The sequence below is a fragment of the Oribacterium sp. P9 genome (assembly GCF_046365365.1).
GTDB lineage: Bacteria > Bacillota > Clostridia > Lachnospirales > Lachnospiraceae > Oribacterium.
The window spans coordinates 29,844-55,085 of the sequence record NZ_JBKEIS010000008.1; the positions used below are offsets into that span (position 1 = coordinate 29,844).

The window sequence follows — 25,242 nt, forward strand, 5'->3', positions numbered from 1 at the left end:
TTATGAAAATACTGAAAAATGAACCTCTGAAGCAGCATACGAGCTTTCGGGTCGGTGGCCCGGCAAAGGTCTATGTGGTTCCGGAGGATATCGAGGAGCTTCAGAAGCTGATTCGCTTCCTCCACGAAGAGAAGCTCCCGTATGACATCATCGGAAACGGCACGAATCTGCTGGTAAGCGATGCCGGCGTCGATCATGTCGTCGTAGAGATCGGCCGTGCGCTGGAGGGCATCGAGCTTCTTCCAGAGGCCAATGCTTCCGACGCGGCATCACCGCTTCGCGGGTTGTCGTCCTCGATCGGAACAGCTGCGCGCGTGGCGTCGGACGCTGCGGAATCTGAGAACAGTGCTGCAGTGAACGAAGCAGCCGAAGAGAAAATCTACTATCTCCGTGTGCTGGCCGGCACCCTGCTCAGTAAGGCGGCGCAGTTTGCAGCGACGCAGGAGCTCAGCGGTATGGAGGCACTCCGCGGCATCCCGGGCACCCTCGGCGGTGCGGTGACGATGAATGCGGGTGCGTATGGCACGGAGATGAAGGATGTGCTGTACTCCGTGGACGTCCTGACACCGGAAGGGGAGCTTCGGACCCTGACGCCGGCGGAGCTTGCGCTCGGCTACCGGCATAGCGTGATCCCCGAGAGAGGGTATATCGTCGTGGCGGCGACATTGGCACTGCGAAAGGGAGACCCGGCGGAGATAAAGGCGCGGATGGCCGATTTCCAGAACCGGCGGAAGGAGAAGCAGCCGCTCGACAAGGCTTCGGCGGGATCGACCTTCAAGCGGCCGGAGGGTTACTTCGCCGGCAAGCTGATCGAGGACACAGGACTCCGTGGCTTCCGGCACGGCGGTGCGCAGGTGAGCGAGAAGCACTGCGGCTTCGTCATCAACGACGGAACCGCGCGGGCAGCAGACATCTACTGGCTGATCGGAGAGGTTCGGAAGCGGGTCCTCCTGGAGCAGCACGTAGAGCTGACACCGGAGGTGAAGCTATGGGGAAACTTTTAATCGTGACGGGGATGAGTGGCGCCGGCAAGACGATCGCACTGAAGTCCCTCGAGGATATGGGGTACTACTGTGTCGACAATCTGCCGATTCCGCTGATCGATAAATTCGCGGAGCTGATCGTCGACGGTCATGAGCAGATCACGAAGGCGGCACTCGGGATCGATGTGCGCTCCGGCAGGGATCTGCCGCTGCTGAAGGAGGTGCTCGACACCTGGGACATCCGGGGACGCATCGACTACGAAATCGTATTTCTCGATGCCTCCGACGAAACCCTCCTCAAGCGCTTCAAGGAGACCCGGCGTGCGCACCCGCTCAGTAAGGATGGCCGTGTCGAAACCGGCATCGAGGCGGAGCGGAAGGAGATGAGCTGGCTCAAGGAAAAGGCCGACTACATCATCGATACCTCGCATCTGCTCACGAAGGAGCTGCGCGGACAGCTCGCGGATATCTTCGAGGGTCAGAAGGCATATGAGAATCTGCAGGTGACGATCCTCAGCTTCGGCTTTAAGAATGGGATTCCGGAGGATGCAGATCTGCTGTTCGATGTACGTTTCCTGCCGAATCCCTACTACGATCCGGAGCTTCGGAGCCATACCGGCCTCGAGCAGAGTGTGCGCGATTACGTCTGTCAGGACGGCGTCGCAGAAGAATTTCTCCAGAAGCTCTATGATATGATCTGCTTTCTGATCCCGCATTATATCGAGGAGGGAAAGAATCAGCTCGTGATCGGCGTCGGCTGTACGGGCGGTCATCACCGCTCCGTCACCATCGCAGAGCTCCTCTATGAGCGCCTGAAGAAAACGGCGGATTACGGACTGCGCATCGACCACCGGGATATCGAACGCTGAGCGGTGCGGAGCAGCACAGTCCAGACCGGTGCGCGCAGGACCTGGAACAGAAGCCGTTCGGAGAGGACGTGTAAAATATACCAGAACGAACAGTGTATGGAGGCAGAGTTGGGCGCAGAAGCGAAGACGAGAACATCTTTTTCAGCCAGAGTGAAACAGGAGCTACGCAAAAAAGACTTTACAGTCTCTGAAAAAGACATTAATATGGTTAGCAATGGTTCGAAGGATCTCGAGATGCGGGACTTCATTCGGGAGCGCTTCCTGAGTGCGGGGTCGATCACGGATCCGACGAAGGATTATCATCTTGAGCTGGTCTGCGGTGGAGCAGAGGAGGCGGATCGGATCATCGACGTCTTCCGAAGCTTCGGCCTCGAGCCACGTATCATGGAGCGGGGCGGGCATCTGGTTGTGTATCTGAAGGATGCTGCGCAGATTTCGGATGTACTGAAGCTGATGGGTGCTGTGGATGGCCTCATGGAGCTTGAGAATGTCAGAATACTCAAGGAGGTCAGTGAGAAGATCAACCGCCAGGTGAACTGTGAAACAGCCAACCTGCAGCGGACGGTATCCGCCGGCATTCGCCAGGTGGAGGATATCGAACTGATCGACCGGGAGATCGGGCTTCAGAACCTGGAGCAGGGACTGCGTGAGATCGCGGAGAAGCGTCTGGAGAATCCGGATGCCACCCTCACCGAGCTTGCAGCCTGCCTCTCGGAACCGATTGGAAAGAGCGGTGCCAATCATCGACTTCGGAAGCTTTCCAGGATCGCGTCGGAGTTAAGGGGAAAAACCGCGGGTATATAGTGTAAAGATAGCGAAGAGCGTTCGGTGAAGTGATGCTTGCATCCAGGGAGGAGCGTTTAACGCGAGTTCTATCTTCGAGGAAGGATTATATGAAGGATACAAATGTAGTAGTTCAGTTACCGAAAAAACCGGATGAGCATCCGATCGCGATGCTTGTTCAAATTGCCAGCCGTTTTGAATCACGCATTTATATGGCTGATGGTCCACGTAAGGTCAACGCCAAGTCGATCATGGGGATGATGGCACTGGGACTTGACAACGGACAGGAGCTGGTAGTCAGCGCAGACGGTGAAGATGAGGATGCTGCACTGAAGAGCATCACAGAGTATCTCTGCGGAGCGGAGGCTTAAGAGCTGAATATTACGGAGGGAGACGCCGAAAGGCGTCTCCCTTAATTTCTGTACAAAAAAGAACAAGCATTCGCGTATATTCTATGCTACAATAGAGGCATCTGTTTTTACTGGAGGGTATGATGGCCTTTACGCATTTACATGTTCATACAAGCTACAGCCTTCTCGATGGCGCCGGTCGGATCCCGGAGATGATCGCGCGCTGCCGGGAGCTCGGGATGGATTCGATGGCCATCACCGATCACGGTGTGATGTACGGTGTCATCGACTTCTATAAGGAGGCGCAGAAGCAGGGAATCAAGCCGATCCTCGGCTGTGAGGTCTATCTCACGGGCGGCTCCCGCTTCGATCGGGAGGTCGGAAAGGGCGAGGACCGCTACTACCATCTCGTGCTGCTCGCCGAGAATAACCAGGGCTACGCGAACCTCATGAAGATCGTGTCGACGGGCTTCATCGACGGCTTCTACTATAAGCCACGTGTCGACTTCGAGACGCTCGAGCGCTACCACGAGGGCATCATCGCCCTGTCCGCCTGCCTCGCCGGCGAGGTGTCACGAAACCTCACCCGGAATATGTATCCGGAGGCGAAGAAGGCGGCGCTGCGCTACCTCTCCATCTTCGGGCCGGAGCACTTCTACCTCGAGCTTCAGGATCATGGCTATCCGGAGCAGCGGAAGGTCAATGCAGGCTTACTTCAGTTACATGAAGAAACCGGGATTCCGCTGGTCGCCACAAACGATATCCACTACACCCGGAAGGAGGATGCAGAGCCGCACGATATCCTGCTCTGTCTCCAGACCGGAAAGAAAATCACAGACCAGGATCGTCTGCGCTATCCGGGTGGGCAGTTCTATATCAAGTCCGAGGAGGAGATGCGGGCTTTATTTCCGTATGCGGAGGAAGCCCTCGACAACACCCATAAAATCGCAGAGCGCTGTAATGTAAGCATTGAATTCGGACACTACCATGTGCCTGGCTATCAGGTGCCGGCGGGCTATGACACGACGGGCTATCTCCGAAAGCTCTGTGAGGATGGCCTCCGGGCGCGCTACGGCGCGGATGGCGAGCAGTACCGGGCACGTCTCGACTATGAGCTCGATACGATCGCGAGCATGGGCTTCGTCGAGTACTTCCTGATCGTCTGGGATTATGTGCACTATGCAAAGACGCACGATATCGCGGTGGGGCCGGGCAGAGGCTCGGCGGCGGGCTCCCTCGTCGCGTACTGCATCGGCATCACGGATATCGACCCGATGCGTTACAATCTCGTCTTCGAGCGTTTCCTGAACCCGGAGCGTGTCACCATGCCGGATGTCGATATGGACTTCGAGTATGAGCGCCGGCAGGAGGTGATCGAGTACGTGACCCGGAAGTATGGTAAGGACTGTGTGTCGCAGATCATCACCTTCGGTACGCTCGCCGCGCGCGGTGTCATCCGTGATGTCGGGCGTGTACTGGATATTCCATATGCGAAGTGTGATATGATCGCGAAGCAGGTGCCGAATGAGCTGAACATCACGCTCGATAAGGCACTTCAGTCGAATCCGGAGCTTCGAAAGATGTATGAGGAGGATCCGGAGACGCATCGCCTCATCGATATGAGTAAGCGTCTCGAGGGACTGCCGCGCCACAGCTCCATGCATGCGGCCGGCGTCGTGATCTCCGGAAAGCCGCTGGTGGAGTACGTGCCGGTATCGCGGGCGGCAGATGGCACCCTCACCACGCAGTTTACGATGACGACGATCGAGGAGCTGGGGCTTCTCAAGATGGATTTCCTAGGACTTCGGAATCTGACGGTCATCAAGGATGCCATCCGGGATGTGAATAAGCTGCATCATGCAGACCTGAGTGTCGAGAACATGAACTATGCCGATCCGAAGGTGTACCAGATGATTTCGGGCGGGCACTGTGAGGGCGTGTTCCAGCTCGAGTCAGCCGGCATGAAGAATTTCATGAAGCGGCTGAAGCCGGAGGGCATCGAGGACATCATCGCCGGTGTCGCACTCTACCGACCGGGTCCGATGGACTTCATCCCGAAGTACATAAAGGGCAAGGAGCACCCGGAATCGATCAGCTACGACTGCCCGGAGATCCGTCCGATCCTCGAGACGACCTATGGCTGTATCGTCTACCAGGAGCAGGTCATGCAGATCGTGCGTGATCTCGCCGGCTACTCGATGGGACGCTCGGACCTCGTGCGCCGTGCCATGAGCAAGAAAAAAACGAAGGTCATGGAGGAGGAGCGGAAGAACTTCGTCTATGGTAATCCGGAGCAGCACATCCCGGGCTGCATCGCGCGGGGCATCGATGAGGCGACGGCGAACCACATCTATGACGAGATGATCGACTTCGCGAAGTATGCCTTCAACAAGTCGCATGCGGCCTGCTATGCCGTCGTTTCCTACCAGACGGCTTACCTTCGCTGCTACTATCCGGCCGAGTTTTTTGCGGCGCTCATGACCTCCTATATGGATAACATGGGGAAGACCGCCGAGTACTTCGATGTGGCACGCACGCTCGGCATCGCGATCCTGCCGCCGGATGTGAATCAGGCGGAGATCGGATTCTCGGTCTCCACAGAAGGGGCGATCCGCTATGGTCTGAGTGCCGTAAAGGGCGTCGGTCGGAGCGCTGCGCAGGCTATCGTGAAGGAGCGGCAGCAGCACGGATCGTATAAGGACTTCGAGGATTTCGTCGTCCGTGTCTCGGAGAAGGGGATCAACCGCCGCGCCATCGAGTACTTCATCCAGGCGGGCGGGCTCGATCCGTTCCCGGGCAACCGCCGGGAGAAGATCGCGATCCTTCCGACCATCATCGAAGGCCGTGTGAAGGAAAAGCAGAATTCGATGGCGGGTCAGATGACCCTCGCGGATCTCCTCGGGGAGGATAATCAGGAGGCGGGCGAGTTCCGTATCCGCATGCCGAAGCTGCCGGAGTATTCGAAGGAGGAGCTGCTGCAGTACGAGAAGGAGGCGCTCGGTTTCTATCTGAGCGGCCATCCGCTGGATGCCTATCGCGCCGTGATGGATGCCAATGTCTCTGCCACGAGTGCGGACTTCCGCCGGGACGATGAGACAGGCACCGTGCCGCTTCGTGATCAGCAGAAGGTGACGATCGGCGGGATCCTCACGGAGCTGCAGATGAAGACCACCCGGAAACAGCAGCAGATGGCCTTCCTGCAGCTCGAGGACCGGATGGGTACCGTGGAGGTCGTCGTCTTCCCGAAGACCTACCAGACGATGCGTGCACTGCTCGCGCCGGATGCGAAGCTCTTTATCGAGGGACATGTCGACGGCTCCGGCGAGAAGGACAGTAAGCTGATCGCCGATCGGATCTATACCTTCGCGGAGGCACCGAAGGAGCTCTGGCTGCAGCTCCAGGATAAAAACCAGTACTTTGCTGAGCAGCAGGCGCTGGAACGGCTCCTGAGAGCACACCCCGGGGAAGATGGCGTGGCGATCTATCTCCGTCAGGAAAAGGCCGTGAAACGCCTCGACCGTCAGCATGCGGTGCAGCTCGATCCGGTGTTGATGGAAAGCCTCGATCAGCTTCTCGGCGAAAAAAACGTTCGAGTTTCATATAAGGTATTGAAAAAAGTACAAAACTAAACTATTATAAGTGCGAGTTTGTGAAAGCTATCACAATCTCGCTTGCTGGTGTGTTTAGGGAGAATGTAAATATATCTGGAGGATAGGATTATGGCGACGAAAGCTGTGAAGACGATTGGTGTACTGACATCCGGTGGTGATGCGCCAGGTATGAATGCCTGTGTACGTAGTGTTGTTCGTACGGCGATTCACGAGGGCATCAAGGTAAAGGGTATCATGAGAGGATATGCGGGTCTTCTGCAGGAGGAGATCGTCGATATGGATACGACCTCTGTATCCGATATCATCAGCCGTGGTGGTACCATCCTCTATACGGCGAGATGTCAGGAGTTTACAACGCCGGAGGGTCAGGCACGTGGTGCCGAGATCTGCCGTAAGCATGGCATCGATGGCATGGTCGTCATCGGTGGTGACGGCTCCTTCCGTGGCGCGGGTAAGCTGAGTGCACTCGGCATCAACACCATCGGTGTGCCGGGCACGATCGACCTCGATATCGCATGTACGGATTATACGATTGGTTTCGATACCGCCATCAATACCGCGATGGAGGCCATCGATAAGCTGCGTGATACCTCGACCTCACATGAGCGCTGCTCGATCATCGAGGTCATGGGTCGTCGTGCCGGTTACATCGCACTCTGGTGTGGTGTGGCGAACGGCGCGGAGGAGATCCTGCTTCCGGAGCGCTACGATGGCGATGAGCAGGCGATCATCAACCGTATCATCGAGGCACGTAAGAGAGGCAAGAAGCACTATATCATCATCAACGCCGAGGGAATCGGCCACAGCACATCGATGGCGAAGCGCATCGAGGCAGCGACGGGTATCGAGACGAGAGCAACCATTCTCGGACATATCCAGCGTGGTGGCTCACCGACCTGTAAGGATCGTTACTATGCATCGATGATGGGTGCACGTGCCGTAGAGCTTCTGCATGAGGGTAAGTCGAATCGCCTTGTGGCTTATAAGCATGGCGAGTTCGTCGATTATGCTATCCAGGAAGCACTTCAGATGAAGAAGGATATCAACGAGGAGCAGTATCGAATCGCGAAGCTGCTGGTTCGCTAAATCATACGCACAGGAGGGCGACTGCATCTGCAGTCGCCCTTTTCCTTTTTCTTAACTTTGCAGAACGGTGAATGGATGTTATAATGCGGATGATTTTTAGAACAGTGAGGTGCGATGATGAGAGAAGATGTGGTGCTGTGTGCGGCGAATGCCTATCATCAGAAGTATTATCTGAATCCGGAGTATGGGAATCTGCCGGAGGATGTGCAGAAGGAGCTGAAGCTGATCGCGGTGGATTATGTCGAGGAGATCGGTGGGGTCTTTCTGATGTCGTTTAATGCGGAGCAGAAGCTGGTACTGAAGTCGATGCACGAGGAGGATGATCTTCGTTTCGATGATGCGAAGGCACAGAAGAAGATCGGGGAGCTGGCGACGCGCTATGAGGCGCTGTTTACGAAGCTGGAGACCTACTACCAGGCGCTGGAGATGCTGCATGGGAGAGGACGGTCTTCCGAGGAGCTGACAGAGGCGGACATGCAGGCGGAGCCGGGTGCGAATAATCCGGAGGGCCATGCGGAGGTGCGTCGAGCGACTTCGGAAGAGGTGAGGACGTCCGCGGCGGAGACATCGAACCAGGATGTCGTCGCGGAGTCGGAGCAGGGCGGGATCCGGATGACGGGTTCCTGGGACATGCCGGTGATGCCGGATGACCCGAATGCGGAGCAGACCGCGTACCATACGCTTTTTGGGGATGATTAATATATGAAAATTGGAAATGTGGAGCTCCCAAGCAATGTGGCGATGGCACCGATGGCGGGGGTGACGGATCTTCCGTACCGGACGATCCTGCGGGAGATGGGGGTCGGTCTTACGACGACGGAGATGATCAGTGCGAAGGCGATCCTCTACCATAATAAGAATACCGAGGAGCTGATGCGGACCGGGGCGGATGAGCATCCGGTGGCGGTGCAGCTCTTCGGCTCCGATCCGGAGATTATGGCGGAGATTGCGTCCCGGATCGAGGATCGTTTCGATATCCTCGACGTAAATATGGGCTGTCCGGTGGCGAAGATCGTGAACAATCATGAGGGAAGTGATCTGATGAACCATCCGGAGCTGGCGTATGAGATTCTGCATGCGATGGTAGAGCGTTGCCATAAGCCGGTGACGGTGAAGTTCCGAAAGGGCTTTCAGAAAACGGACGATACGGCGGTCGAGTTCGCGAAGATGGCGGAGCAGGCCGGCGTGTCGGCAGTGACGGTGCATGGCCGGACGCGGGCGCAGCTCTACAGTGGGGCAGCGGACTGGGAAGTGATCCGGCGGGTGAAGGAGGCGGTGAAGATTCCGGTGTTCGGAAACGGCGACATCTTCACACCAGAGGACGCGAAGCGCATGATGGACGAGACGGGCTGTGACGGCGTGGCGATCGCGCGCGGGGCCCAGGGAAATCCGTGGCTCATCCGACGGACGGTCGAGTATCTCCGGACGGGCGAGCTTCTGCCGGCACCTTCCATCGAGGAGGTGATCGCGATGATCCACCATCATACGGAGCTGATGCTTCAGTATAAGGGTGAATTCACGACGGTCCGGGAGATGCGGAAGCACATCGCCTGGTATACGGAGGGCTACCCGGACTCGTCGAAGCTCCGTGGTAAGGTGAATACCGCCGGCAGCATCGAGGAGCTGTATGCGCTGGTGGACGCGATGAAATGTTGACAAGTGGAGCTGATTTGCTTTACAATATGCAATCGTGAAAATGGATGATAGGCGGTTTCCGGCCATTCGGAAGCGGCCTGTTTTATAATGCTGATTCATCGCGGGTGGATGAGCAGAAGGAAGTCTTGAAAGGAGCTATGGGAAACATGGCAGAAGAGCAGGTAAAGAAGAATTTACTGACACGTGCAGGTCTTAACAAGTATGAGGCGGAGCTTCATGATCTGAAGGTCAACAAGAGACAGATGATCGCAGAGAAGATCAAGGAAGCGAGAGAGCAGGGCGATCTTTCCGAGAACGCAGAGTACGATGCAGCGAAGGATGAGCAGAGAGACATCGAGGCGAGAATCGTCGAGCTCGAGGCACTGCTGAAGAACGTTGAGGTCGTGGATGACTCTGTCGAGGGTGAGATCAATGTCGGCTGCCGTGTAAAGCTCTATGATGAGGAGTTCGATGAGGAAGTGACCTACTTCATCGTGGGTTCCTCGGAGGCGAACAGCCTGACCGGAAAGATTTCCAACGAGGCACCGGTCGGTAAGGCCCTTCTGCACCACAAGGCAGGCGATGAGGTGACCGTTGAGACCGAGGCGGGTGATCTCAAGTTCCGCGTACTTGAGGTGGAGCGCGTCAACGATCACGAGGCGTAAGCATAAAAAGCAAGGAGAAGCTATGGCAGAGAATCAGGAAAACCAGAAGAACCAGGCGCCGGTAGAGGATACGAACCATATCGTTCGTACGCGCCGGGAGAAGCTTGCAGAGCTGCAGGCTGCCGGACAGGATCCTTTCGAGATTACGAAATTCGATCAGGAGCAGCACAGCCAGGAGATCCGGGATGATTTCGAGAAGTTCGAGAATCAGCAGGTATCGATCGCTGGCCGTATCATGCAGAAGCGTGTGATGGGTAAGGCGTCCTTCATCCATATTCAGGATAAGCAGGGCCGTATCCAGGCATATATCACCCGTGACGAGCTGGGTGAGGATGAGTACAAGAAGTTTAAGAAGATGGATATCGGTGATATCGTCGGTGTAAAGGGCTTCGTATTTAAGACGAAGATGGGCGAGGTTTCTGTCCATGCACAGTCACTTACACTTCTGTCGAAGTCGCTTTATCCGCTTCCTGAGAAGTTCCATGGTCTGCAGGATACCGATACGAGATATCGTCAGCGCTATGTTGACCTCATCATGAACGAGGATTCGAAGAATGTCTTCATCAAGCGTTCGCAGATCATCCGTGAGATTCGTAACTTCCTCGATGGACGTGGCTTCATGGAGGTGGAGACACCGATGCTGGTGGAGAATGCCGGTGGTGCCGCTGCCCGTCCTTTCGAGACCCACTATAACGCATTGAACGAGGACGTAAAGCTTCGTATTTCCCTCGAGCTTTATCTCAAGCGTCTCATCGTCGGTGGTCTCGAGCGTGTGTTCGAGATCGGCCGTGTATTCCGTAATGAGGGTGTCGATACCCGTCATAATCCGGAGTTCACACTGATGGAGCTGTATCAGGCCTATACCGATTACAACGGTATGATGGAGCTCACGGAGAGCATGTTCCGCTACCTCGCAGAGAAGGTATGTGGGAAGACCCTCATCAGCTACCAGGGCACCGAGATCGATCTCGGCAAGCCGTTCCGCCGTCTGTCGATGACGGATGCCATCAAGGAGGAGTGCGGTGTTGATTTTAACACGGTAAAGACCCTCGAGGAGGCACGTGCACTGGCGGATCAGCATAACGTTCCGTACGAGGCACACCATAAGATCGGTGACATCGAGAACGGTTTCTTCGAGACATTCTGTGAGGAGAAGATGATTCAGCCGACCTTCATCATGGATCATCCGGTAGAGATTTCGCCGCTGACGAAGAAGAAGCCTTCCGATCCGACAAAGGTAGAGCGTTTTGAGCTCTATATCTACGGACGTGAGATGTGTAACGCATACTCCGAGCTGAACGACCCGATCGATCAGCGTGAGCGCTTCAAGGCACAGGATGCACTGGCGGCTGCCGGTGATGAAGAGGCTAACCACACCGATGAGGACTTCCTTCATGCGATGGAGATCGGTCTGCCGCCAACTGGTGGTATCGGCTATGGTATCGATCGTCTCGTGATGCTGCTGACCGATACGCCGGCGATCCGTGATGTTCTCCTCTTCCCGACAATGAAGACCCTCAAGGCGGATAACAAAGAAGCACATGCGGGTGAAAAGGACGGCGAAGAGAAGAGTTCCGAGGCTGTTTCTGATCAGTCCGGGTTCTTCACGCCGAACGAAAAGATCGATTTTGCCGGTGTGAAGATCGAGCCGCTGTTCCAGGATTTCGTGGATTTTGACACCTTCAGCAAGTCCGATTTCCGGGCGGTGAAGGTAAAAGAATGCTCGGCTGTTCCGAAGTCCAAGAAGCTCTTAAAGTTCGTTCTGGATGACGGTACGGGCACGGATCGCGTGATTTTAAGCGGTATTCACGCCTATTACGAGCCGGAAGAGCTGGTCGGAAAGACCTTGATTGCCATCACGAATCTCCCGCCGAGAGCGATGATGGGGATCGACTCCTGCGGCATGCTCCTGTCCGCGGTGAACGAGAAAAACGGCGAGGAAGAGCTTCATCTTCTGATGGTGGACAACCACATCCCGGCCGGCGCGAAGCTGTATTGATCCGGGGAAAATCACGGGCGGAAAACCTGCGGATTTATACAACAAATCCAGGCCGATTTTTTGCAGTGACACCGGATTTACAACATTTGTGCAACAAAAAGTCAAATGACGGTACATCGTAACAGATGACAGTATAAAGTAAAGCGTACGTCCCAGTTCCAAAAACATTAAAGGCACTCCTTTTCAGAATCAATCTGAGAGGGGGTGCCTTTTTGCGTGCAAACAGCAGGAAAAGAGGCTGAAAAGCCTTTTATCCCTGTTTGAATAGAAACCAGATGACGCAGATGCCTGTTATCCGGGCATCTGCCCACAAATCCACAAGGAGGAAATGTATGGAACAGGAGTATCAGGACATCACAAGACCAAGAGAAGTCCGAGAAGAGGTGAAGAAGCTGCGGAAAAAGTTTCTTCGCTATCAGGAAGCGGAGGTCGTGTACAGCATCTCGCACCGCAAGCTCATCGAGCTCGCGGATCGGGCAGGAGCGCTGTACCGGATGGAAGGGACGGTGCTGATCAACCGCGATATTTTCGATGCCTATCTCGAGAATTTTCATGAGAAGACCAGGGGAATCGGTAAGCGCGGTTTGAGCAAAGAAGAGAGGCGGCGAAAGGAGGAGAAGCAGTGAGCGGGAAACTCTGGATGTTCTCGGATCAGCTGGACGATGAGGATCTGGAATTTGCAAGGCACAGTTTCTTCCGCTATGCAGATGGAATCGCATACTACAGGCTGAGGGAGAAGACGATTACCCGACTGGCAAAAGAAGCGGAAGCCATTTACAAGATTGACGGAAAGATGGTTCTTGTCCGGCGTGATCTCTTTGAGTCGTATCTCAGAAAACAGTACAGGAAAACCGGAAGAGGACCGGGATTGGAGGAGAAGGATGAAAGCAGCAAATAAGGAAAAAGCGATGGCTAAAATGGAACGAAGGCTGGCGCCTGGAATGAAACCGGCAGCTTATGCAACATCAGAGGAAAAACCGATCAGCAGAAAAACCGGGAGAGGCAGAACAGGAAACGGCAAAACGCAAGAGAAGAAAACCGGGAAAGAAGCCGTGAGGGAAACGCTGGCAGCGAGAAAAAAGATTTACGTCAGGTATAAGGAAGGAGCGGCACTATACAGCATGGGGCTGTCCAAGTTTCAGCAGATGGCGCATGCTGCCGGAGCAGTTTATAAGGCAGACAAAGCCTGCTTTGTAAATCTGGAAATATTTGATGCATACTTTCAGACCTTCCGGCTTGACGAAGGAGACAGATGATGGACAAGGAGAAAACGATGAACGCACAGGATAAAAGTGCAGCGACGCAGATTTCCATTCGTCAGATTCATCCCTTCCGGAATCATCCCTTCAAAGTACTCGATGATGACCGGATGAAAGACCTTGTTCAGAGCATCAAGGACAATGGGATCCTGAATCCGGTTCTGGTGCGTCCTGATGAACAGGACGGATTTGAAATGATTTCCGGCCATCGGAGAATGCACGCGGCAAAGCTGGCGGGTCTGACCACTGTTCCGGCGATCATCAAGGAGATGACGGATGATGAAGCCGTCATCGCGATGGTTGACTCCAATATGCAGCGGGAGGAGATCCTTCCGAGTGAGCGGGCATTTTCCCTGAAGATGAAGATGGACGCGATGCGCAGACAGGGGAATAGAACGGATTTGAGTCAGGATGCGGCATCAGAGTCAATGAAAAGGATGACTGAGAAAACTTCTGGAACTGAGTTCCAGAAGTTGGAGGACTCTTGGAGTCGGGAAGATGTAGGACGGATTTTGCGGACATTCAAAATAAAAAAGAATGTGGAGGTAACAGACAATGGCAAAATCATTATTTGAGGAACTGGGCGGCAAATACGAAAGGCAAGGGGATTATTTGATACCGTGCTTAACTGTACCCGCCGAAGAAGAACAGGCAATAGGCATCTGGGGGCAACGGCATTTAGATTATCTAAAACAGTACCGTAAAGTTACATACACCAATCTTCTTACAAGCGGCAGGCTAAACGCCTACCTTGCCGACATCAACAGACAGGCACAGGAACGCTTTGAAAGGCTCATAGAGGGTATGAAACAGGCACAGGGCATAACGGAACAGCTAAAGGCAGAAAACGCCTTAGAATGGACAGGATGCCTCAATAACATAAGGGCTTGTGCGAGGGAGATTGTGGAAAAGGAAATTATTTTTGCATAAACAGATGATTAGTGGCAGGGGGAAATCCTGCCGCTTTTTCTGCTTTAGTTTGTCAGCTTGACAAATAAAGGGTTAAGGAATATAGTTAGATTCAGTATTATACAAGGAGTTAATAAATATGCGGCAAGGTATTCTTAAATAAACTGTCAATTTGATAGTGGGAACAAAAAGTAGCAGTCCCGTTTCACTTTTAATATGGGGCTTAGTTTTTTGTACCCAGTTTAAGAATACTTTTATCATGTAATTTTATATGCCCGAAAACATATAAGTGTTTTGGGGCTATTGGAGTTATTTACCCAGTGATAGGAGTATTTATCACTGGGTATTTTTATGCCCTTTTTTGGGTGTTGATATGAGGAAAATCACATGAAAATAATTAACTTAGGCATTCTGGCTCACGTTGACGCAGGAAAGACAACATTAACGGAAAGTTTATTGTATACCAGTGGTGCAATTGCAGAACTAGGGAGCGTAGATGAAGGCACAACAAGGACAGATACAATGAATTTGGAGCGTCAAAGGGGAATCACTATCCAGACAGCAGTGACATCTTTTCAGTGGGAGGATGTAAAAGTCAACATTATAGATACGCCAGGCCATATGGATTTTTTGGCGGAAGTATACCGTTCTTTATCCGTATTAGACGGAGCAGTATTATTAGTTTCTGCAAAGGATGGCATACAGGCACAGACCCGTATACTGTTTCATGCACTACAGATAATGAAGATTCCGACAATTTTTTTCATCAATAAAATTGACCAAGAGGGGATTGATTTGCCAATGGTATATCGGGAAATGAAAGCAAAGCTTTCTTCGGAAATTATAGTGAAGCAAAAGGTTGGGCAGCATCCCCATATAAATGTAACGGACAATGACGATATGGAACAGTGGGATGCGGTAATTATGGGAAACGATGAACTATTAGAGAAATATATGTCAGGGAAACCGTTTAAAATGTCAGAACTGGAACAGGAAGAAAACAGGAGATTCCAAAACGGAACGTTATTTCCCGTTTATCACGGAAGCGCTAAAAACAATCTGGGGATTCGGCAGCTTATAGAAGTAATTGCCAGTAAATTTTATTCATCAACGCCTGAAGGTCAATCTGAACTATGCGGGCAGGTTTTTAAGATTGAATATTCAGAGAAAAGGCGGCGTTTTGTTTATGTGCGTATATATAGCGGAACATTGCATTTGAGGGATGTTATTAGAATATCTGAAAAAGAGAAAATAAAAATCACAGAGATGTATGTTCCGACAAACGGTGAAATCGTCCCGGCTGACCATGCCTGTCCGGGAGAAATTGTTATTTTAGCTGATGATACTTTGAAACTGAACGACATTCTGGGAAATGAAAAACTCCTGCCTCACAAAACATGGATTGATAATCCCATGCCATTACTTCGGACAACGGTAGAGCCGCAAAAGCCGGAGCAAAGGGAAGCCCTGTTAAATGCCCTCGCAGAGATTGCTGATACAGACCCTCTTTTGCATTTTGACATTGATACTGTTACAAATGAGATTATGTTATCTTTTTTGGGGAATGTGCAGATGGAAGTCATTTGTGCCATCCTTGAGGAAAAATATCATGTGGAGGCAGAAATAAAAGAGCCTACTGTTATATATATGGAAAGACCGCTTAGAAAAGCAGAATATACCATCCACATAGAAGTCCCGCCAAATCCTTTCTGGGCTTCTGTCGGGTTGTCCATAGAGCCGCTCCCTATTGGAAGCGGAGTGCAGTATGAAAGCAGAGTTTCACTTGGATATTTAAATCAATCGTTCCAAAATGCGGTTATGGAGGGGGTTCTTTATGGCTGCGAGCAGGGGCTGTATGGATGGAAAGTGACAGACTGTAAAATCTGTTTTGAATATGGATTGTATTATAGTCCTGTAAGTACCCCCGCAGACTTTCGGCTGCTTTCCCCTATCGTATTGGAGCAGGCTTTAAAAAAAGCAGGGACAGAACTATTAGAGCCATATCTCCACTTTGAAATTTATGCACCGCAGGAATATCTCTCACGGGCGTATCATGATGCTCCAAGGTATTGTGCAGATATTGTAAGTACTCAGATAAAGAATGACGAGGTCATTCTGAAAGGAGAAATCCCTGCTAGATGTATTCAAGAATACAGGAACGATTTAACTTATTTCACAAATGGGCAGGGAGTCTGCTTGACAGAGTTAAAAGGATACCAGCCAGCTATTGGTAAATTTATTTGCCAACCCCGCCGCCCGAATAGCCGTATAGATAAGGTTCGGCATATGTTCAACAAGTTAGCTTAACAGCTTGCAAAAGTCATATAAAATGAGATTTGAAAGGATTAGAGACTAATTATGATGAAATGCGAATGGATATTGTGTCCTGTTTGTGGGAGCAAAACCCGTAATAAAATTAGGAAGGACACTGTTTTGGAGAATTATCCCCTTTATTGTCCAAAATGCAGACAAGAAAGATTGATTAAAGTTGACAACTTGAAGATAACTGTCATCAAAGAGCCAGACGCTTAAGACGCAGAGCCGATGAAATTGTGGAACAATTCACGAATCATCGGCTCTTTTTGTTTCGTATTTGAAAGAACAAACTCACCAAATAAAAAAAACGATATTCGGGTGGGTTATTTTGTTATACCCTAAATTACCCTCTGAATTTGTTTTTAAATTTGGAGGGATTTTTTTATGTCCTTTTTTCGGGCAGTTATCTATCTGCTCATACGAAGCAAAATTTATCAATACATAGCATATCAGAGAACGGCAGGAAACCAGTTAAAAAAATTTCTGCCAGTGCAACGGTACTTCTCACCTTGAAAGTAGAAGTACAATCTCCATACAATAGAATTACTATTTCCTATAACCGTAAAGGTCACAGAGCCTTTGCGGTTTTTCTTTTGTCGATTTTTGTTGGAAAGTGCCGTAGGGCTGTTTCTGATATGCGGTGTCGTTCTCCGCCTCTCCATCTGGATTTTTTACATTTCAAAAATTCAGATGGGAGGTATTTATGGTGAAATATGCACCAAGAAAGGTATATATCAGAGAAAGTGGCGGCTATGTGGAATTATCCCATGAAGTGATTGCAGGACAGCGGCGTGTCCGTGCTTCTGAACTTGCAGGGATAAATACCGTGCCTGCGTTTGTCCTGCCCTTAGACCGTGACCGAAATTCATGGGAACTACCGCCCCTTATGGCTATATCAAAGACCCTGCCGACCACAACCATCTGCTGATAGATGATAAAGTGGCACATGTTGTAAAAGAGATATTCGACCTTGCATTAAAAGGGAATGGAGTTGCCAAAATTTGCAGACATCTTAATAAACAGCATATCCTACGCCCTGCCGCTTATGCGGCGGAGCGTGGCGAAACAGGCTTTGAACGTCATTTTGAGGGGAACGAGGACAAACGCTATATTTGGAGTGGGAACAGCGTGAGGAGCATTTTAAGAAGCCCGATATATGCGGGAAATCTTGTAGGCTACAAACGGATTGCCGCCAATATGAAAAGCAAGAAACGCCCCTCTAAGCTGCCCGAAGAATGGGAAGTGATACCCAATACCCATGAGGGAATAGTCACGCAGGAGGAATTTGATATTGTCCAACAGCTTATTACAAGTCGTAGGCTTCCACAGAACAAGGGAGGATTTGTAAATATTTTTGCAGGCGTTATCAAGTGTGTGGACTGCGGATGTGCTCTGCGGGCAATGAACGTACACAGGAGGAAACGCCCAGAGATTATCGACTGTGTACAGTATTCATGTAATAATTATGCAAGAAACGGAAGAAGCGAGTGTAGTGCCCACAATATAGAAGCAAGGGATTTATTCAATGCCGTTCTTGCCGACATCAACTGTTTTGCGGATATGGCAGTGAATGATGAAAAGGCGGTCAGGGCCATAGAAAAGCGGCTCACGGAAACAGACCAGAGCAGGGCGAAAGCATTAGAGAAAGAACGTAAGAAGCTGAACAAACGCCTTGCGGAACTGGACAGGCTGTTTTCCTCTCTCTACGAGGATAAGGTCATGGAGCGTATTACCGAGCGGAATTTTGAGATGATGTCGGGGAAATACCAGAAAGAGCAGCTTGAAATTGAAGCAAGGCTGAAAGAGGTGACGGAAACTCTTAATGAAAGCTACGAGAAATCACGGGGAATCCGTGACTTCCTCGCCCTTATCCGAAATTATCAAGGCTTAAAAGAACTGGATGCAACAGTTATAAACGCACTCATAGACAAGATACTTGTTTCGGAGCGTGAGAAGATGGCAGACGGAACAGTGAAGCAGGAAATCAAGATTTACTATAAATTCATCGGCTTTGTCGATGAATTACATATCATACCTACAAAACGGTGGGCAGCAATGCCCGCTAAAAATTGTACGGTGTGCGGCGTTGAATATGTCCCGGGCTCTGGTGCATCAAGGTATTGTCCTGCTTGTGCCAAGAAGATACGGAGGGAGAAATCAAACGAGAGCAAACGCAGGAGCAGAGAACAGAAAAGGATAGCATGTATGAACTGTCCGCAAAAAATGACCGACTGATTCTGAACGGACGTCCGTAAGCACCGGTCTTCCTGAAAACCATATGGGAACGAATCTCCTTGGAGATAGTGGAGCAATCCTTACCTATCTTTTCACCAATCTCCTTGAACGACTGCCTGTTATTCAGACCAGTCTCGATGTGAGAACGGTCTTCGCTATTCAAATGCCTATACTTAGCCATCAGGTCCTCCTGTTCTGGTCGGAGCAACAGGTGGTGGACCAACAGTGGCTATTGTAGTCCTATTTTGGAAGAATTAACCTCCAGTATTTTTTTGGAAGGATTAACTTCCAGTTTTAAAGTTTACGAGTGGAACTTCGTTTAGCAATTCACCCTTGTGATGCCGTCGTTGCAATGATGGATGAACTTGTTTCCAGGCAGTAGATCGAGGAATCCTTCAATGTCAGGAATTCTGACACGAAAGTATTCTGTATTTCCCGTTCAGCCTCGTATAATCAGAAATGAAGGAGAGCAAATCGTCGCAAGGCATAATACGGAATAGGAATGTGTCAATAGCAGAACGACGTGCGTTGAACGATTCCGTCAGATGCCGTGATTGATTCTGGCAGAAGGCAGAACTGGGAAGTACAACACTCTGTAACAATGGATTCGATGTACAACAATCTGACAACTGGTGCATGAGGCTAAAAATTTTTTCTGTTACGCATGAAGTCTGCCAGGTTAATGTGTTCGACGCCAGTGCGCTGTTGGAGAAGAGAGCTGGCTGTAGCTGCATATTTGAGATAATTGTCCTTTATTGAATCCAAAGGTCTGTATTCGCGGTATTTCGTATCTTTAGACAGAGCTATTGCATAGGCATTCTTGGCTCAAGTAGAACTCGAACATTTCTCGCTATGGTTGCTTCGATGATAGGTGTCCCCATCTGTTCGATGGATTTCTTTTTAAGGTCAAAATGTAAAAACGGTTTTACATTCTTGCTTATGACCAGTACAATTAAAAGCAAGAAAGTAAAATAAAGGGAGGTGGATACATGATCCCTTCACAACAGATTTTGAAACTTGCGAAAGCCAATAACGGTGTGATCACTACTGCCATGATAGCCAACGCCGGACTACCAAGAGGAAGTCTTAAATATTTATCTGATAAAGGAATCCTTGAACGTGTCGCACGTGGTGTCTATACTTTACCGGAAGTTTGGGAGGATGAGTTTGTAAATATTCAGTGCCGCTACAAGAGAGGTATTTATTCTCTTGATACAGCATTGTTTTTATGTGATCTCACAGACAGGACTCCTGCAAAGTTTCATATGTTTTTCCCGTCCAATTACAATCTGACAAATCCAAAACGGGAAGGTATCCTATGCAAAGGTATGAAGGAGCCGCTATATGGTTTAGGAGTAACAGATCTATTCACACCAAGTGGCCATAAGGTGAAAGCCTATTCAGCTGAGCGGACATTGTGCGATGTTTTAAATCCTAATAATCATACAGATGTCCAGGTGATAACAGACGCTTACAAGCGGTATATGTCAGGCAAGGAGAAAAATATTCCTCTTTTGTCCGAATATGCTGTGATATTGCATGTAGAAGAAAAACTAAGATCTTATCTGGAGGTGCTGCTGTGAAAAACGCTATGCAGTTGAAGGCAATCATAAAAAACATTGCGAAGGATAAAAATATTTCTGCGGCACTTGTTCTTCAGAACTATATGTTGGAACGTTTTTTGGAAAGAGTTTCCTTATCCAGATATCATGACAACTATATCATCAAAGGCGGATTTTTGATTGCGTCTATGGTCGGACTTGATTCAAGAGCAACGATGGACATGGATGCGACAATAAAAGGGTATCCGGTAAATGAAGAAGCAATACGAAAAATGGTGGAAGACATTATTGCTGTCCCTGTAGAAGATGCTATTCATTTTTGCTTGAAAAGTGTTAGAGAAATCCGGGAAGGCGATGAGTACACCGGTTATCGTGTTGCATTGACTGCTGATTATGAGAAGATGGCGGTTCCGTTGAAACTGGATATAACGACTGGAGATAAGATTACACCGCGGGAGATAGAGTATTCCTATAAGCTGATGATGGAAGATCGCAGCATTCGTGTTCTGGCATATAATTTGTCGACAATTCTGGCTGAAAAACTGGAAACGGTTGTGTCAAGAGGCGACCAGAATACCAGACCGAGAGATTATTACGACATCTATATTCTAAGCAAATTGCAGGCGGAGAATATTGACATAGGTAATCTTAAAGCAGCTTTGTCAGCAACAACAGCCAAGAGGGGGTCTTCAGAGCTTATGATGCAATATGTAAAAATCATGAAGACTGTGAAGAACAGTGACGTTATGAAACGACAGTGGGACAATTACAGAAAGAATTTTGACTACGCCGCAGGAATTGAATTTGAAGAGACTTGTGATGCCGTCGTTGCAATGATGGATGAACTTGTTTCCGGGCAGTAGATCGAGGAATCCTCCAATGTCAGGAATTCTGACACGAAAGTATTCGGTATTTCCCGTTCGGCCTCGTATAACCAGAAATGAAGGAAAGCAAATCATTACAAGGCACAATACGGAATAGAAATGTGTCAATAGCAGAACGACGTGCGTTGAACGATTCCGTCAGATGCCGTGATTGATTCTGGCAGGAGGCAGAACTGGGAAGTACAACACTCTGTAACAATGGATTCGATGTACAACAAATTGACAACAGGCGCATGGCAGGAGATAAACAATAAACCATGGTGACAGACAGGCGGTTTCAGGCAGCAACGGGACGAAAACTATGATAACAGGCGGGAACAGATCATCAAAACAATATCGGAGATGGATTCCCGACAATGAAGACCCTCAAGGCGGATAACAAAGAAGCACATGCGGGTGAAAAGGTCGGGGAAGAGGGCGGATCTGAAACCACCGAAGAGGCTGTTTCCGATCAGACCGGGTTCTTTACACCGAATGAGAAAATTGATTTCTCGAATGTGAAGATCGAGCCAATGTTTGAAGAAGAAGTGGATTTCGATACCTTCTCTAAGTCCGATTTCCGTGCAGTGAAGGTAAAGGCTTGCGAGGCAGTAAAGAAGTCCAAGAAGCTCCTTCAGTTCACTCTGGATGATGGAACAGGCACAGACCGGATCATTCTTTCCGGTATCCATGCTTACTATGAGCCGGAAGAACTGGTCGGAAAGACATTGATCGCCATCACGAATCTCCCGCCGAGAGCGATGATGGGGATCGACTCCTGCGGCATGCTCCTGTCCGCGGTCAACGAGAAAAATGGCGAGGAAGAGCTGCATCTTCTGATGGTGGACAACCACATCCCGGCCGGTGCGAAGCTGTATTGATCCGGGGATAATAACAGGCGGAAAACCTTCAAGGCACTCCTTTTCAGAATCAATCTGAGAGGGGGTGCCTTTTTGCGTGCAAACAGCAGGAAAAGAGGCTGAAAAGCCTTTCATCCCTGTTTGAAATAACAGCCAGATGGCGCAGATGCTTATTATACGGGCATCTGCACACAAATCCACAAGGAGGAAATGTGTGGAACAGGAGTATCAGGACATTACAAGGCCAAGAGAAGTCCGGGAGGAGATAAAGTAAAGCTAACAGAGGAGCAGGCGCTCTTCACCCGTAACGAGGAGTGCATCGCGGCCCTGCGCAAAGAGCTGGAGGCCAGTAAGGGTGATGCCTTGGCTTATGATGACAAGCTCGTCCGGGACTTCATCGAAAAGATTGAGGTCTTCCCGGAGATGATGAGGTTCACCATGAAGGCGGGGATGGTAACAGAAGTGGCGATGTGATTATCCCTCTATCCCGGCATTAATAAATCTGCCAAGGGGAGGATGCCTTTGTGAACTCAATAGCCTTCTGTAAATATTCCTTCGTAGCAGAAAGCGCCTTTTTGTCAAAGGAAGCATTCAGATCAGCATGGCTTGGAATTACAATTTCCGGATTCAGAGCTTCAAGAGAAGTCAGCCTGTTGATCCATGCCTGCAGCTTCTCTTCGGATCCTGTGTCTGCAAGGATGACTGCGGTTACATTGAAACTGTTGTCATCTGTGCCGAACACATGAATCTTAAAATTCTCTGTGGATAATGTTTTTCTCATTGATTTGTTCCTTTCTCCTGTCATCAGACATCAGTCCATGATTTTCAGTGTGCCTTTGTGAAGAAGTTCAGCCCTTTTACCGCGCGCATTCTCATCCGGCCAGGTCATAAAGGCATAAACCCTGCCATTTGCAAAATCTGCAATCTGGGATACTACAAGACCGGACGCCTCAATCCAGTTGACCATGTATTTTCCATCGCCGAGGTCATAAGAAGTATACGGCTCGTCCTCATGTGCCGGAGCGCCCTCGGCGGTCTTTGAGAGTGCGTCCCAATGCAGTTTATTCTCACTGAGATAGGTAATTACAAAGTGGTAGCCTGTCTCATAATCTACATCGACCTTTTTCCCCTTAGTAAATTCATAAATAGACATCTTTGTTTTCTCCTTTGTTGATGTTAAAAAGCTGAAATACTATTAAAAGTAAAACAAGTATTGATTTAATACTACACTTACTATATAGCATTTACAGAAATTAAAAAGTACGATTTTTTTGGTGACCAAGTCACCTGAAAATTACCGCCTGGGGAAAAATCGGTCTCTGATATTTGAAAAAGTTCGGTCGGTGAAATATTTAATGCGGGGAAACACAGGCAGGTGTATAATGGTTGCAGGATCGATCTTTCCTGCAGCCATTTTCTGATGAGCTGACCCGGAAGGATGACAGAACAAGAAAAGGCGTAAGTTTCAATAAAAAAAGGAGGCGCGCAGTGGGAAAACATTTATCAGAAAGCATCCGTGTTCCAATTGAGGCAGACAATCCTGCCATCCGCCGCATAGAAAATATCTGTATTAAGTGTGGTCAGTGCAGAGACATCTGCCGGGATTATATCAGCGTGCTCGGCTATTATGACCTGTCAAAGACCAACGACACTGCCGTCTGTATCCATTGCGGCCAGTGCGCGAATGTCTGTCCGGTCAGCTCGATAACAGAGACACCGGAGATGGACGCCGTAATAGCCGCAGCAAAGGATCCGGATAAGGTTCTTATCGTCAGTACATCACCATCCGTCAGGGTTTCCCTGGGCGAAGCTTTCGGAATGCAAAGAGGAAGCTTTGTCGAAGGAAAGATGATAGCACTCCTCCGGAAACTGGGCGCAGATTATGTGCTCGACACAAATTTCGCGGCAGATATGACGATTGTGGAGGAGGCCAGCGAACTTGTGGAGAGGCTTACAACGCACAATAAGCCACTTCCTCAGTTCACATCCTGCTGTCCGGCCTGGGTGAAGTTTGCCGAGATCTATTACCCCGAGCTTTTGCCGAATATTTCGTCCGCAAAGAGCCCTATAGGGATGCAGGGTCCTACGATCAAGACCTATTTTGCAAAGAAAATGGGGATAGATCCAAAGAAAATTGTAAATGTGGCGCTGACGCCCTGTACCGCTAAAAAATTCGAGATCCGCCGCGGAGAAATGAATGCTTCCGCCAGGTATCTGAATCTTCCCGGTCTCAGAGATATGGATCATGTCATCACAACGCGTGAGCTCGCAGACTGGGCGAAAAAGGCTGACATTGATTTTTCAACGCTGGAGGATTCAAAATTCGACAAGCTGATGGGAGAGGCCTCCGGCGCAGGCGTAATCTTCGGCAACACAGGCGGCGTCATGGAGGCTGCCGTCCGCACTGCCTACGAATTTGTCACACATGAACCTGCTCCAAAGGAACTGTACACACTCGAGCCCGTCCGCGGCATGCAGGAAATCCGTGAAGCGGCCGTAGAAATCGGAACACTGCGCCTTCAGCTGGCCGTGATCTATGGCACATCGAATGTCCGCAGATTCCTTTCCATGGCAAAGGAATCCGGAAAACATTATGATTTTATTGAGGTCATGACCTGTCCGGGAGGATGCATTGGCGGCGGAGGACAGCCGAAAGCCGATGTGGAAGAGCGCAGAACTATGGTGGATTCCCGTATTGAAAGTCTTTACAAGCGGGATGCGCAGATGAAGTTGCGAAAGAGTCATGAGAATCCAGAGCTGAAGCAGCTGTACGAAGAGTTTTACAGAAAGCCTCTCTCGCCGATCGCTGAAGAAATGCTCCATACATCCTACACGGACAGGAGTGGGCTGCTCGGTGAAGATGCCGGAAAATATAAGACACTACTGACATTTGACGTAGATGGAGCAGAAGCGAAAAACGGTGCAGCAGCCTTTTTCGGAGAAGAAACAGGCAAAAATGCAAGGTCAGAAGGCACCGGCGATTATGAGGAAGTGACAACGCCCGGATCTGCAACACGAAAATGGAAATGTCGTGTCTGCGGTTATATCTATGAAGGAGATAATCCGCCGGCTGAGTGTCCGATTTGTCATAAGGACAGCTCCTACTTCGATCCTGTTAAGAAGTGGAAGTGCCGCATTTGTGGTTATATCTGCGAGGCCGTCAATCCACCGGCTGAGTGTCCGATCTGTCACAAGGACAGCTCCTACTTCGATGAGATCGAATGACACCGTGACCGGCGCGCAGTCACCAGCGCGCC

Annotated in this window: 23 protein-coding genes and 4 pseudogenes; 24 read left to right on the top strand and 3 right to left on the bottom strand. The window is 50.1% G+C overall.

Annotation, left to right across the window (positions count from 1 at the left end):
* Window positions 1-2 precede the first annotated feature (2 nt).
* The 19 genes and pseudogenes from murB to ACK8P7_RS06520 form a co-directional block, all read left to right on the top strand.
* On the top strand, window positions 3-1,004 hold the full coding sequence (murB, locus tag ACK8P7_RS06430; RefSeq protein ID WP_410043402.1) for a UDP-N-acetylmuramate dehydrogenase: 1,002 nt from the start codon (window positions 3-5) through the stop codon (window positions 1,002-1,004).
* On the top strand, window positions 989-1,852 hold the full coding sequence (gene rapZ, locus ACK8P7_RS06435; RefSeq protein ID WP_410043403.1) for an RNase adapter RapZ: 864 nt from the start codon (window positions 989-991) through the stop codon (window positions 1,850-1,852). Before murB ends, rapZ begins: the two co-directional genes overlap by 16 nt.
* A 204-nt stretch (window positions 1,853-2,056) precedes the next feature.
* Window positions 2,057-2,656, top strand: a complete 600-nt coding sequence (gene whiA, locus ACK8P7_RS06440; RefSeq protein ID WP_410043404.1) for a DNA-binding protein WhiA — start codon at window positions 2,057-2,059, stop codon at window positions 2,654-2,656.
* An 89-nt stretch (window positions 2,657-2,745) separates the two neighbouring features.
* The gene (locus ACK8P7_RS06445) at window positions 2,746-3,006 is read left to right on the top strand and encodes an HPr family phosphocarrier protein (RefSeq protein ID WP_410043405.1); all 261 of its coding nucleotides are present in this window, start codon (window positions 2,746-2,748) and stop codon (window positions 3,004-3,006) included.
* 122 nt (window positions 3,007-3,128) lie between these two features.
* Window positions 3,129-6,614: a DNA polymerase III subunit alpha gene (locus ACK8P7_RS06450; RefSeq protein ID WP_410043406.1), complete on the top strand. Its 3,486-nt coding sequence runs from the start codon at window positions 3,129-3,131 to the stop codon at window positions 6,612-6,614.
* 90 nt (window positions 6,615-6,704) lie between these two features.
* A complete protein-coding gene (gene pfkA / locus ACK8P7_RS06455; RefSeq protein WP_410043407.1) occupies window positions 6,705-7,682 on the top strand; it encodes a 6-phosphofructokinase in 978 nt (325 codons plus the stop codon).
* A 114-nt stretch (window positions 7,683-7,796) separates the two neighbouring features.
* Window positions 7,797-8,381, top strand: coding sequence for a DUF6145 family protein (locus ACK8P7_RS06460; protein ID WP_410043408.1), 585 nt, complete (start codon window positions 7,797-7,799; stop codon window positions 8,379-8,381).
* A 3-nt stretch (window positions 8,382-8,384) separates the two neighbouring features.
* Window positions 8,385-9,338, top strand: coding sequence for a tRNA dihydrouridine synthase DusB (dusB, locus tag ACK8P7_RS06465; RefSeq protein ID WP_410043409.1), 954 nt, complete (start codon window positions 8,385-8,387; stop codon window positions 9,336-9,338).
* Between the two features lie 146 nt (window positions 9,339-9,484).
* A complete protein-coding gene (greA, locus tag ACK8P7_RS06470) occupies window positions 9,485-9,982 on the top strand; it encodes a transcription elongation factor GreA (RefSeq protein WP_410043410.1) in 498 nt (165 codons plus the stop codon).
* 22 nt (window positions 9,983-10,004) lie between these two features.
* Complete coding sequence (gene lysS, locus ACK8P7_RS06475; protein ID WP_410043411.1) at window positions 10,005-11,981, top strand: lysine--tRNA ligase; 1,977 nt, start codon at window positions 10,005-10,007, stop codon at window positions 11,979-11,981.
* Window positions 11,982-12,313: 332 nt separating this feature from the next.
* Window positions 12,314-12,607 carry a DUF6462 family protein gene (locus tag ACK8P7_RS06480; RefSeq protein WP_270441751.1) on the top strand — a complete coding sequence of 98 codons (294 nt, stop codon included), beginning with the start codon at window positions 12,314-12,316 and terminating at the stop codon, window positions 12,605-12,607.
* Window positions 12,604-12,879 carry a DUF6462 family protein gene (locus ACK8P7_RS06485; RefSeq protein ID WP_410043412.1) on the top strand — a complete coding sequence of 92 codons (276 nt, stop codon included), beginning with the start codon at window positions 12,604-12,606 and terminating at the stop codon, window positions 12,877-12,879. The genes ACK8P7_RS06480 and ACK8P7_RS06485 overlap by 4 nt, the downstream gene beginning before the upstream one ends.
* Window positions 12,880-13,033: 154 nt before the next feature.
* Window positions 13,034-13,237, top strand: coding sequence for a DUF6462 family protein (locus tag ACK8P7_RS06490; protein WP_106612541.1), 204 nt, complete (start codon window positions 13,034-13,036; stop codon window positions 13,235-13,237).
* The gene (locus tag ACK8P7_RS06495) at window positions 13,237-13,815 is read left to right on the top strand and encodes a ParB/RepB/Spo0J family partition protein (protein ID WP_410043413.1); all 579 of its coding nucleotides are present in this window, start codon (window positions 13,237-13,239) and stop codon (window positions 13,813-13,815) included. Before ACK8P7_RS06490 ends, ACK8P7_RS06495 begins: the two co-directional genes overlap by 1 nt.
* Window positions 13,796-14,170 (top strand): TnpV protein, encoded by a 375-nt coding sequence (locus ACK8P7_RS06500; protein ID WP_001129922.1) that lies wholly within the window; start codon window positions 13,796-13,798, stop codon window positions 14,168-14,170. Before ACK8P7_RS06495 ends, ACK8P7_RS06500 begins: the two co-directional genes overlap by 20 nt.
* 366 nt (window positions 14,171-14,536) lie before the next feature.
* Complete coding sequence (gene tet(O) / locus ACK8P7_RS06505; protein WP_410043414.1) at window positions 14,537-16,456, top strand: tetracycline resistance ribosomal protection protein Tet(O); 1,920 nt, start codon at window positions 14,537-14,539, stop codon at window positions 16,454-16,456.
* Window positions 16,457-16,507: 51 nt separating this feature from the next.
* The gene (locus tag ACK8P7_RS06510; protein WP_002779755.1) at window positions 16,508-16,681 is read left to right on the top strand and encodes a cysteine-rich KTR domain-containing protein; all 174 of its coding nucleotides are present in this window, start codon (window positions 16,508-16,510) and stop codon (window positions 16,679-16,681) included.
* Between the two features lie 550 nt (window positions 16,682-17,231).
* A pseudogene (locus tag ACK8P7_RS06515) lies at window positions 17,232-17,327 on the top strand (ParB N-terminal domain-containing protein); the annotation flags it as partial.
* Window positions 17,327-18,700, top strand: a pseudogene (locus ACK8P7_RS06520) (recombinase family protein); the annotation flags it as partial. The pseudogenes ACK8P7_RS06515 and ACK8P7_RS06520, both read left to right, overlap by 1 nt.
* 61 nt (window positions 18,701-18,761) lie before the next feature.
* Here ACK8P7_RS06520 and ACK8P7_RS06525 read toward each other — a convergent pair.
* Window positions 18,762-18,881 (bottom strand): annotated as a pseudogene (locus ACK8P7_RS06525) (helix-turn-helix domain-containing protein); the annotation flags it as partial.
* A gap of 829 nt (window positions 18,882-19,710) precedes the next feature.
* On the opposite strand from ACK8P7_RS06525, the gene ACK8P7_RS06530 reads away from it, so the two are divergent.
* From ACK8P7_RS06530 to ACK8P7_RS06545, 4 genes and pseudogenes are all read left to right on the top strand, one after another.
* Window positions 19,711-20,283, top strand: coding sequence for a type IV toxin-antitoxin system AbiEi family antitoxin domain-containing protein (locus ACK8P7_RS06530; protein ID WP_410043415.1), 573 nt, complete (start codon window positions 19,711-19,713; stop codon window positions 20,281-20,283).
* A complete protein-coding gene (locus tag ACK8P7_RS06535) occupies window positions 20,280-21,125 on the top strand; it encodes a nucleotidyl transferase AbiEii/AbiGii toxin family protein (RefSeq protein WP_410043416.1) in 846 nt (281 codons plus the stop codon). The genes ACK8P7_RS06530 and ACK8P7_RS06535 overlap by 4 nt, the downstream gene beginning before the upstream one ends.
* Window positions 21,126-21,493: 368 nt before the next feature.
* Window positions 21,494-22,006 (top strand): annotated as a pseudogene (locus ACK8P7_RS06540) (lysine--tRNA ligase); the annotation flags it as partial.
* A gap of 189 nt (window positions 22,007-22,195) precedes the next feature.
* Complete coding sequence (locus ACK8P7_RS06545; RefSeq protein ID WP_410043417.1) at window positions 22,196-22,459, top strand: hypothetical protein; 264 nt, start codon at window positions 22,196-22,198, stop codon at window positions 22,457-22,459.
* A 19-nt stretch (window positions 22,460-22,478) separates the two neighbouring features.
* On the opposite strand, the gene ACK8P7_RS06550 is transcribed toward ACK8P7_RS06545, so the two are convergent.
* Window positions 22,479-22,766 (bottom strand): hypothetical protein, encoded by a 288-nt coding sequence (locus ACK8P7_RS06550; protein WP_410043418.1) that lies wholly within the window; start codon window positions 22,764-22,766, stop codon window positions 22,479-22,481.
* 30 nt (window positions 22,767-22,796) lie between these two features.
* A complete protein-coding gene (locus ACK8P7_RS06555) occupies window positions 22,797-23,138 on the bottom strand; it encodes a MoaF-related domain-containing protein (RefSeq protein ID WP_410043419.1) in 342 nt (113 codons plus the stop codon).
* Window positions 23,139-23,473: 335 nt separating this feature from the next.
* On the opposite strand from ACK8P7_RS06555, the gene ACK8P7_RS06560 reads away from it, so the two are divergent.
* The gene (locus ACK8P7_RS06560) at window positions 23,474-25,210 is read left to right on the top strand and encodes a [FeFe] hydrogenase, group A (protein ID WP_410043420.1); all 1,737 of its coding nucleotides are present in this window, start codon (window positions 23,474-23,476) and stop codon (window positions 25,208-25,210) included.
* Window positions 25,211-25,242: the final 32 nt, after the last annotated feature.

What these genes read in the sequence shown, in the direction of transcription:
- whiA (WP_410043404.1), top strand. Translation starts at nt 2,057, where the DNA reads ATGGTTAGCAATGGTTCGAAGGATCTCGAGATGCGGGACTTCATTCGG.
- ACK8P7_RS06550 (WP_410043418.1), bottom strand. Translation starts at nt 22,766, where the DNA reads ATGAGAAAAACATTATCCACAGAGAATTTTAAGATTCATGTGTTCGGC.
- ACK8P7_RS06500 (WP_001129922.1), top strand. Translation starts at nt 13,796, where the DNA reads ATGGCAAAATCATTATTTGAGGAACTGGGCGGCAAATACGAAAGGCAA.
- ACK8P7_RS06480 (WP_270441751.1), top strand. Translation starts at nt 12,314, where the DNA reads ATGGAACAGGAGTATCAGGACATCACAAGACCAAGAGAAGTCCGAGAA.
- ACK8P7_RS06445 (WP_410043405.1), top strand. Translation starts at nt 2,746, where the DNA reads ATGAAGGATACAAATGTAGTAGTTCAGTTACCGAAAAAACCGGATGAG.
- greA (WP_410043410.1), top strand. Translation starts at nt 9,485, where the DNA reads ATGGCAGAAGAGCAGGTAAAGAAGAATTTACTGACACGTGCAGGTCTT.
- ACK8P7_RS06450 (WP_410043406.1), top strand. Translation starts at nt 3,129, where the DNA reads ATGGCCTTTACGCATTTACATGTTCATACAAGCTACAGCCTTCTCGAT.
- lysS (WP_410043411.1), top strand. Translation starts at nt 10,005, where the DNA reads ATGGCAGAGAATCAGGAAAACCAGAAGAACCAGGCGCCGGTAGAGGAT.
- ACK8P7_RS06460 (WP_410043408.1), top strand. Translation starts at nt 7,797, where the DNA reads ATGATGAGAGAAGATGTGGTGCTGTGTGCGGCGAATGCCTATCATCAG.
- ACK8P7_RS06510 (WP_002779755.1), top strand. Translation starts at nt 16,508, where the DNA reads ATGATGAAATGCGAATGGATATTGTGTCCTGTTTGTGGGAGCAAAACC.
- rapZ (WP_410043403.1), top strand. Translation starts at nt 989, where the DNA reads ATGGGGAAACTTTTAATCGTGACGGGGATGAGTGGCGCCGGCAAGACG.
- dusB (WP_410043409.1), top strand. Translation starts at nt 8,385, where the DNA reads ATGAAAATTGGAAATGTGGAGCTCCCAAGCAATGTGGCGATGGCACCG.
- ACK8P7_RS06555 (WP_410043419.1), bottom strand. Translation starts at nt 23,138, where the DNA reads ATGTCTATTTATGAATTTACTAAGGGGAAAAAGGTCGATGTAGATTAT.
- ACK8P7_RS06495 (WP_410043413.1), top strand. Translation starts at nt 13,237, where the DNA reads ATGGACAAGGAGAAAACGATGAACGCACAGGATAAAAGTGCAGCGACG.
- murB (WP_410043402.1), top strand. Translation starts at nt 3, where the DNA reads ATGAAAATACTGAAAAATGAACCTCTGAAGCAGCATACGAGCTTTCGG.
- pfkA (WP_410043407.1), top strand. Translation starts at nt 6,705, where the DNA reads ATGGCGACGAAAGCTGTGAAGACGATTGGTGTACTGACATCCGGTGGT.
- ACK8P7_RS06545 (WP_410043417.1), top strand. Translation starts at nt 22,196, where the DNA reads ATGTGTGGAACAGGAGTATCAGGACATTACAAGGCCAAGAGAAGTCCG.